The sequence below is a fragment of the Chroococcidiopsis sp. genome (genome assembly GCF_051657925.1).
Classification (GTDB): Bacteria; Cyanobacteriota; Cyanobacteriia; order Cyanobacteriales; family Chroococcidiopsidaceae; genus Chroococcidiopsis.
The window spans coordinates 1-9024 of the sequence record NZ_JBOFLP010000378.1; the positions used below are offsets into that span (position 1 = coordinate 1).

A 9024-nucleotide genomic window follows, 5' to 3' on the forward strand; every position below is an offset into this window, starting at 1 on the left:
GTCTGCTGCCTCTTCTTCTGATAACCGTAAGTCCGGTATTCGTTCTATCTGCTGATCTAAAATATTTAATTGGTCTAGTAAGGCGGAGTTTCTATTCTCTAACTCACTACGTCCGGTTGTTAAATCAAATGCTTTAGTATCGAAGGGGGTTTTAGCATTAACAGTTGCATTAAATGCATCGCGGGCAATCGCGTTTGATGAATTTGCACTATTTAAATCTACATTACGTCTTTCGCGGCTGAATATTTTATCAAACTCTTCCCTGTACTCTTTTTCCCTTTGCAAGTCGTTTGCCGCTAAGTTGTCATTAGCCACTGCTAATTCTTGGTTTAGTCTACGTTGTTCCTTTGCAAAGTTGCGCTGATCGATAATTTTATTCTTGACTGAGTATTCGTTTTGATATTGCTCGTCCTTAATTAATTTAATCCTATCTATAATTGCTTGGCGATCGCTGTCAGTTGTATCCCGCCCAGCTTGGTCGGTACTTGTCCCATTAAGCTGAGATTGTTTGATTGCAGTATTTCTTTGTGTTTGGAGTAAGGTAATTTTGCTTTCAAAAGCACTATTAATCTCAGCTAAGTCAGCTAATATTCGTTTAGCATTAGCTTCCCTCAAAGCAAGCCCGCTTTCTTCAAATTGTTGCTTTAGTTCAGCTTGTCTCGTTACTAATTCGCGTTCCTTAGTTGTAAAAGTCTCGGCACTAATGTAGCCTGCTTGATAAAATGAGCGCAAATTATCTAACTCAACTTTTAAATATATTTGTCTTGCATAAGCGCTTTCGTACTGTTTTTTAGCTATAGCTTCAGCCCCAGCTTCTTCTGTAATTGTGCGATCGCTCAGTTGCTTTTTAACTTCAGCCGTCCGGTTAGCTTCACTCCTACGGGTAATGGCTTCGTATTCGTCGGCACGCTTGGCAATAAAATTTAATGCGTTCGCCTCTATTTGTTTTCGGAGCCTTGCTTCAGCTTCTGCCCGCGCAATTCGGCTTTCTGAGGCTTTAATTTCTGCTTCCTGCACGGATTTAATGTTTTCAAGTACGGCTTTGTCTGCTTCATCAACGCCAGGGCGATCTATTGCCCCTTGAACTTCGGCAATTGAGGAACTTGAAGTTAGTCCAAATCTAGAAAGAGTATTGGTAAATTCTGGAGTAGCTAATGCTGCTTTTTTAGCAGCAGCATCTCTATTTAAAGCATCTGCTTCACTTGCCCTTGCATCGCGCTCGTCAATGGCATTTCGCAGTGCCTCAGCGCTACTTGCGTTAGGATTAGTGCTAAAGTCACCAAGAGATGTCAGTGCCGACGATTCTTTCTTAGATAGAAACGCTTTTGATGAGGCTTCAATATTTTTTGCAAGCTCTACGTTTAGTTTACGTATAGCATCAGTAAAAGCGAGTACGGGGTCTGCTTTAAGGGATATCAATGCCTTCTCAGCAGTTGATTGGAACTTTTTTAGAGATTCTATTGTGGCAAGTAGTTGTTCTCTCCTCGCTTCAGCCTTTTCAGTCCCCAGAGCATCTACGACATTTGGATCGTCAAGTTGTTTGAGTAAAGCTTTCGTATCGCTAATTTGCCTGGCAATTCTAGCTAAGTCTTGGGTTACAGGTTTAACTAGATCGCTTCTTTGCTCGTTAAGAGTTTGGATTTTTTTTGTTACATCCTCTAAATCTTTCTTGACCTCTGGTGGAACCGCTAGACCCTTTAAAGAAAAGTCCCGCTCGGCAGAAGATTGAATTAGACGGCGTAAATCCTCTAAAGTCCGCAGTTGGTTTTCGATTTCGGGAGAGCGGCTTTTTTTAAAGTTACTTAAATTTAATTGCCCTGACGCGATTAAGGCATTAGCACCGCTATTAACTGACCCCAAAGAGGCATCTAGATTATCGCGCTGCAAGTCGCCATAAGAGTAAAAATCAGCTTTTCCCGTTTTAGCAAAATTGACACCTCTATTTAATAATTCTCCTAGCGCCGTAGCGCCACCGCCAAATAGACCTTTAACTAAAGGATTTGCTTTAGATATACCTCTAGTTAAAGTGTCAACAAAGTTAATTTCTGGCGGTTCTTCGTCATTGCTCGGACCAGTGGTATTACTTCTTTTTTCAAGTGCTTTTGCTGATTGTTCGGCAGCGCGAGTTGCACTTTTAGCTGCGCTATCAAAAGATTTAACAAGCTCTGTATTAACTGTGTCAGCTAACAATTTGACGATTTCAACTACAGCAAAAATGCCTACAGTTAACTTGGCAGAAAATGAATTATTAATGGATTGAGCAACGCTAGAAAAAGCACCAGCTAAAGTACCGCCAGCAGCTTTAGTAAGGATGAGGTTGGCGATCGTCGCTTTAAGACTTCTGCCAAGATTAACCAATAAAGCAACACTTAATGCGCCAACAGCGATCGCAATTTCATCTATTACGGAACCTATACCCTTGAGCGCAACAGCAAAACCGTTAAAAGCAGTAACTACTACAGGACCAATCGTTTCGCCGATTGTTTGTTGCAAAGACAAAAAAGTATTTTGCAAGTTAAATATCGCACTTTGAGCGTTGCCGCTAGCATCTGCTGCCGCGTCCCCAAATTCTATTTGCAACTGTTGCCCGAAGCGAGGCAGGAAGTCTTGAGCTAATACTTGCCCAGTTTCCAATAACTTATTTAACTCGGCTTCAGTTACGCCCATCGACCGCGCTGCGATCGCAAACGCCCCAGGTATGCGTTCTCCTAGTTGACCTCGCAATTCTTCAGCTTGGACTTTACCTTTGGAGGCAATTTGAGAAAGTGCGAGAAACGCTCCTTGGGTGTCTTCAGCGCTCAAGCTCAGTACAGTTGAAGCAGCAGTTATACCTGTAAATATATCTTTGGTCGGTCTGCCTTCTAAAGCTCCTCCGCGAGTTGCAGCAGCAAGCTGAGTAAAACCTTGCTGGGCGCTTGTTAGAGGAATTTTAAAATCTTCTACTTGTTGTTTAATAAAAGCTAAGTTTTGACTACCTTGGATACTAGAGCCAGATGCAAAGTTTAGAGCAGTTTTTAAGCGATCTATTTCTACAAAAGCTTTGAATGAGCTTGTAGCAATACCTTGAAAGACATTCTGCAAGAAAGCTATACCGCTAAAAGCTAAAAAGCCGCGTAGCAACCCTCCGGTAACTCCTAGTAGCTTTCCTCCGGCTCCTGATGCCCTACCCAGAGATTCAGTTACAGAGTCAAACGGTTTAGCTACAAGTTCGGGAACGTCAACTCCTGACTGCGTTAAATCGCTTAATCTATCTGATTGCTCTGCTACTAATTGATTGATGCGAGTTAATGGTACGCCTAGCTTGCTTAAACTTGCCTCTAACTCGGCTGTAGCTTTAGTCAATTCTTGGAAATTGCGCTTGCTATTTTTCTCCCCATATTTAGCTGCGGCATTTCCTAAATTTAGGAAGGCGACTTGCAATTTTTGAATTTCAGTAATTTGCTTGGCTGTTGGGTTATCCCCTGTTTTGATTGCAGCTAAGGAAGCTAACTGCGAAGCATTTTCGGTTAAGTACCTAGCTTTAGTTATTTGAGCGTTTCTCCCACGTTCAGTTAAGATACCTGGAATATCTCTAAGTCTTGTCCTAATGGCGTTCGGGTTTGGATCGTTAAGTCCCGTTCTACGACCTTTAGAAATTCTTAATTGCTGTTCTGCTTCTAGCTGAGAAATTGTTTTAATTGGCTCAACAATTGGTATATCAATAGGACGCTTCAGTTCCCTCCTAATCCGCCGCATTGCTCTATTTGCATTTGCGTCTTCTGCTGCTTGACGTTTCAATTGTGCGGTAAAACTATTAGCCCTATCCTCACGCTCGCTTTTGAGCTGCTTTGCCCTGAGTTCTTGGACTTGCTTACCCGACATTTCCGGCAAATCTTGCCCAGTTTTAGGGGTAGCAAACGATCGCTTTAAATTCTCTAGCTCCTCCCTTAAATCGCCAAAGCCAGCTTCGATGTCATCTAGTTCGCGGGCAGCTTGAGCATCTGGGGTGATGCTACTACTTCTGGATTTGAGCTTAACTTCAGAAATCGCACCTTTGATTTTTAGTCTCAACCGCGACAGGTATAAAGCTTGACCTTTGAGCGCTCGTTTTACTTCTTGGTCCGATGATAAAGCGATCGCACTTTCTACTGCTGCAAGCTCCGTGATGACTTCGTTTAAGGCTTCTTGCCGTTGCGATAGGGGGCGATCGTTCTTTGTTTTATTAGCTATTTTGGCGTTGAAGGCTTTTACCTGTTTTAAGGCATCGATCTTATTTGAGTTGGCTAAAGTTTTGGATCTAGCAAGCCCCTCGGCTGTTGGTTTACCTACATTCGGAATTAACGGTTCGAGGATAGTAGGGGAAACTTGGCTTAAAACATCAATCAATTCGGTCTTTGTTGATGCCTTTTTTGTTTCCTTGTTATAAGTAGAAACTTGGGCTTTTTTAGCTATAGAGCGTAGGTTTTCAACTGTTAACCGTGATAGATTTTCTTTGGTATCAATAGTTTGTTTATTTACTGCACTATCAATTTTAGGATCTGGAGCTTTGAGCTTTTGTTTAACCGTCTCAATTGCTTTAGTCGGAATTGAGTTAATTTGCTCTGCTGTAGTTTTTAAATAAGCTAGTAGTTCTGCTTCTAGCTTGGCTATTTCTGAAACTGATAAGCTTTCGGCGCTAGCAATTTTGCCCAAAAACTTCTCTAGCTGGGAATCAATTTTACTGATATCTGCTAGGGCTTGCTGTTCTAGCTTTGTAGTATCTAAGCCTTTTTCTTTGCCTAAAACACTAATTTCCTGAACTTTTTTCAGGGCGGCGACTTGCCTACCTTGAACGAAATCTGCTACTTTGCTGCCGCCGATTCCAGATACTTTGTTAAGGTTTGCAAGCGCTTGGCTCTTAGCTTGTTCCTCTTTAACTGTGGCGATGTTTCTCCTAGCAAAAACATACGCATCGGCTTCAGTGCGGCGATATGAGTCTTGTTTATCTGGAGCTTGGATAGATACAGACCTCTCAATATTTCGACCCAATAGCGCGGCTTCGCTAGCTGTTGGAGCTAGTAATTGGTTGTCAGGAATAAGAGGAGCGCTGCCGCCAAAACCTGATTGGACTGCGTGACGCAACTCATGGATTAGTAATTCTAAATTCTTGTCAGTTAGCTTGCCTTGTTCTACTTGATCTTTCAGCGCCTCGGAAACTAAAACTGTATTTTTATCAGCCGAGTAAGCTGCTTGAACACCTTGGGGTAAATTGGCACTAATTGCAAGTTTAGGCAATTGTGTTTTATCTAGTGTGGTTCCTGATAAACCTGCTACCTGCTGCGCTATCTGCTCGTAGTTTGTTAAAGCTGTGCGATCGCGTCCCCTTGCGCTCTTCCTGGCGCGAGAAGAGGATACTTGTCCTCCCAACCCTAACGCCTCAATATCAGTAAAAGCGTTAAGAACAGGTTCAGCCTCAGTTTTGTATTGCTTGCCAAGCTCGGCTAGTTTCCGTTGCTCAGACTTAAGTTCTGTGCGGCGAGAAGAAAATTCTTTATTGAGTATGCGGGATGTAAATCTATTTCTAGCTTGAACAGTGCGCTCTCGCTCTGCTAGCGCGATTTCAGATGGAGTTATATCTTTAGTATTTGGTTTATACAAAGACGCAATTAATTGTCGAACTTTAATTGCATCACGAGTCGCCCCTTGTTTCTGTAATTCTTCGGCTGCTTTAGTATATTGAGCGACTTGTTTATCGTATTCTTTTTGTCTAATCTTGGCTAACGATTCGGGCGTTAGTTTAACATTTATTCTTTCAGCTTTTTCTCTTACTTCTTGTTGACGAGCGTTAAAATCACGAGCAAATAAAGTAGCTTTTGCATCCGTGACTTTCCTCTGCTTCTCAAGGTTCTTAGCAATTTCTACTGCTTCTGCTTGGCGAGGCTTTACAGCTTCATAAGCCGTTAACGCCTCCTCTCTTGCTGCTTCTGCTTTGGCTTTGTTTGCGGCTCTGGTTTGACTTCTTTTAGCATTTGATTCAATAGCGATCGCTTTTTTCCCAGCGCTAGCACTAACTATCTCTCCCAAAGCTTCAGGCGTTGGTAGTAGAGACGCAAGCACCTTGGTTAATGGGTTTTTGCTACCGCCTAAATTATTAATTAAAGCTGTTAATTCTTTGCCTAAGACTTCCCCTAGCAATGAGAAGCTGCCTATTGACTTACTTAAAGAGCCTTCTATAGCATCGATTGCACCTTTAAGTAACGATTGGGATAAGTTGCTGCCAATCTGTAAGCCGATGCCACTAGCAACGCTGCCTAGAGACGAGCCTAAAACTTTAAGCGGGAGAACTATCAAAGGGGCAAGTATTGAACCAATCGTGCCAATTGTTTTAATAAAAACTGTTGCTAGCCCTTTTAAGGGATTGTTAGAGGTAACTGCTTTAACTGTTCCTTTCAGAGCCTCTAATAGCCCATCAGCCAGACTTTTAAAAGTATTTGACAGGTCTTTGCTTAAAGACTTAAGTGGGGCAAGAGCATCGTTAAAATTAGTTTGGCGCAAGCCCGATTCTCTGCCGCGAGAAGCTCCATAAATATCAATGTCCAGCTTTTTTTTAGCCCTAGTAGTACCTCGGTTAATACCTTCTTCTACATCAAGCGTTAATTTGTCAGCATCAATTTTGAAGTTGTATTTTTTAGGAGAATTAGCTAGTTTTGCAAGCTTTGCTTCAAACCCCTTGATATCAGGACATATCTGAACGGGAATGCAGTCAACTAATGACTTCGGTAACTCCTTAAGCTTGCGCGATAGCCCCTTGATATCGGGACAGATTTCCAACTCCAAACAACCATAGTCACCGTTCTTTAAATCCTTAAGCTGCTTGTTTAAGGATTTAGCATCAAGTTTGAGGTCTAAGTTGAGCGGTGGAATTTCTAGTTTTGAAAGGCTACTTAAATCCTTGTCGAATGCTGTTTTGTTCAGGCTCAGACTCAGTTCCACCGATCCAACATTAGCCATATGTCACACTTCCTATTAGCTGAAATTCCACATTAATCGCCCAATAAACCTCTTTTTTAGCATTGGCAACGAATATCTCTCTAGCCGTCCCCGTATCAATATCAATTACCGATATTTGCCCTTCTACCCCGTCAATTAGGGCTAGAGGTGCGATCGCTTTGTCCCCTTTAATTTGTGGAGCAATCAGCATCACTCCCTTGCGCATCCAAGCACGGCACTTAGGGGTTTCGCCGCCATTTTTACCTTTGCGTAACTGGTCTATCGGGGCTAAGGATACTGCCCAAGACGGCATTTTTTCTTCACTGACCAAACTAAAGAAACTATTGGATGCGATCGCACTTATCTTCTCCCCTTCATCCACTTGGGGCGTAAAGTGCCAAAAATCCGAAGCTTTGACAGGTTCGCCCTTCTTTGGATCGCGGTTTGCGTTCCAAAATACCGAGGTTAGGGTAGATATACCCAGTTCACCTAAGTGCAGTTCTTCGGTCCTGAGTTTAGAATTAGCTGCGATCGCATCCATGATTAACCAGCAGGGCTGGCTGCCAAAGTTTTCTTCGTTGAAGCGTTCTTCGTAGGGGCAGAGCTTTCTAAGTCGCCAGTAGAGTTCTCCCCAATCTGGCTCTCGGTTGAAAGAGCCGTCCGCGATTTTCCCAAGTCTTCTTCGGTTAGTTCAATGGGTGGCTCATCCCTCCATCCTGATGCTTCTTTTTGGGAAAACTCGTAGATGCGCGATCGCAGTTTCGGAGGCAACTGTTCTATGTCGTCCGTGTCGGCTTCTGTCCAATCGGGGAAGATGCGATACTTAATTAATGCTGTCACGGTTGCCGTAATCCGCTTTTCTCCCGACTTTTCCATCCGTTCTTGGAAGTGCAGCATTGCTTCCAAGTGTTCCCCTAACGTTTCAGCGTCCCCAGTTGTAAGCGCCACGTACATTTTAGAAACAGGCGTACCGGAGGCGAGGGCGAACTCTTTAGCAAGCTTTATGCCTTCAAAGCGGACATCGGGAATATCTTTCATCGCCTCCTTAATGAATAGGCGCTCGTTGGGGGTCAGATCGTAGAGCTTAGGAAACTCTAGAATGCCGATTTCTTCATCGCCTACTGAAACTGTTGTAGGTTTTGGTTCTGACTTAAAAGGGAGACGCAACATATTACTTCGGCTCCTCAATAATTAATTTGCCGCGAAAGGAGAACGTGGCATTGGCAGATATCACGCCGTCGGCGGGGTCAGCAATGGGTAAATCGGTCACGCTTGCCGCTCCTTTAAAAATGTACCCACTTGTATAGCCACCGCCAGGGGTGGGCATTTTTAATGTCACCCATACCTCTCTAAACTCGTTGAAAGCAAAGAAGGCAGTACGGAAACCTGCGTCAAGTTGAATAAAATTTCCAGGACAAGACAAACCATAACCAATACTCGCTACAATCCCGTCTACGTAACCGTCCTGGTCGAAGGTGCTAGAAGTGATATCATTTGCAGTTGTAGACAAATCAGCCGATGTCCGCGCTTGTAGCTTGACTGGATGACGAGCAGTGGAAGCAGGAGAAATCGCGCGTTTCAATGGTTCGACAGTTAGAGTTGTTGCCCCATCTGCGGCATTAGCAACGACTTTCACAAATCGCTCTCCCCCCGTTACCGCATCCTCAAAAGCTAAAAAGACAGGGCTTTCGGCGCTAGCAACTAATGGTTCAGTTAGTGCTGCAACCGTGATAGTTGTAGCAAGTGCTGCCGCCTCAGTTGTACCTACAGTAATAGTTTGAGGCACTACTTCTTCTCTAACACCTGGCTCAAGTAAAGCAATTGTCACTTCTGACCCACGACCAATGATAAATGGATTAGCCATTTTCTTATTTCCTTATAGTTATGCAGATATTGCTTGATGTTCAAATTCAACAATTTCAAAACGAACAGTCTCAATATTCCCTAGTGCTGGGTTTGGCGGCACAGTCCGAGGGCTGGTCAGTAGGTAAGGTAAGTTATTAACCAGCTTTTCTGTTGCCGCAAGTAAGTTATTAGATGCGTCCCACTGCTTAAGCGTTACAGACCACTCATATT

Annotated in this window: 5 protein-coding genes; all 5 read right to left on the bottom strand. The window is 43.3% G+C overall.

Annotated features, from left to right (window positions below; all coding sequences use genetic code 11):
* The coding region (locus ACRC32_RS30210) for a tape measure protein (RefSeq protein WP_438557447.1) at positions 1 to 6969 on the bottom strand (6969 nt) is incomplete at its 3' end.
* A complete protein-coding gene (locus ACRC32_RS30215; protein ID WP_438557448.1) occupies positions 6962 to 7489 on the bottom strand; it encodes a hypothetical protein in 528 nt (175 codons plus the stop codon). The genes ACRC32_RS30210 and ACRC32_RS30215, both read right to left, overlap by 8 nt.
* Positions 7490 to 7491: 2 nt before the next feature.
* Positions 7492 to 8118 carry a hypothetical protein gene (locus ACRC32_RS30220; protein WP_438557449.1) on the bottom strand — a complete coding sequence of 209 codons (627 nt, stop codon included), beginning with the start codon at positions 8116 to 8118 and terminating at the stop codon, positions 7492 to 7494.
* Position 8119: 1 nt separating this feature from the next.
* Positions 8120 to 8812, bottom strand: a complete 693-nt coding sequence (locus ACRC32_RS30225; protein WP_438557450.1) for a hypothetical protein — start codon at positions 8810 to 8812, stop codon at positions 8120 to 8122.
* A gap of 18 nt (positions 8813 to 8830) precedes the next feature.
* Positions 8831 to 9024 (bottom strand): hypothetical protein (locus ACRC32_RS30230; protein ID WP_438557451.1); only part of this gene is annotated, 194 nt, incomplete at its 5' end.

What these genes read in the sequence shown, in the direction of transcription:
- ACRC32_RS30215 (WP_438557448.1), bottom strand. Translation starts at nt 7,489, where the DNA reads ATGGATGCGATCGCAGCTAATTCTAAACTCAGGACCGAAGAACTGCAC.
- ACRC32_RS30220 (WP_438557449.1), bottom strand. Translation starts at nt 8,118, where the DNA reads ATGTTGCGTCTCCCTTTTAAGTCAGAACCAAAACCTACAACAGTTTCA.
- ACRC32_RS30225 (WP_438557450.1), bottom strand. Translation starts at nt 8,812, where the DNA reads ATGGCTAATCCATTTATCATTGGTCGTGGGTCAGAAGTGACAATTGCT.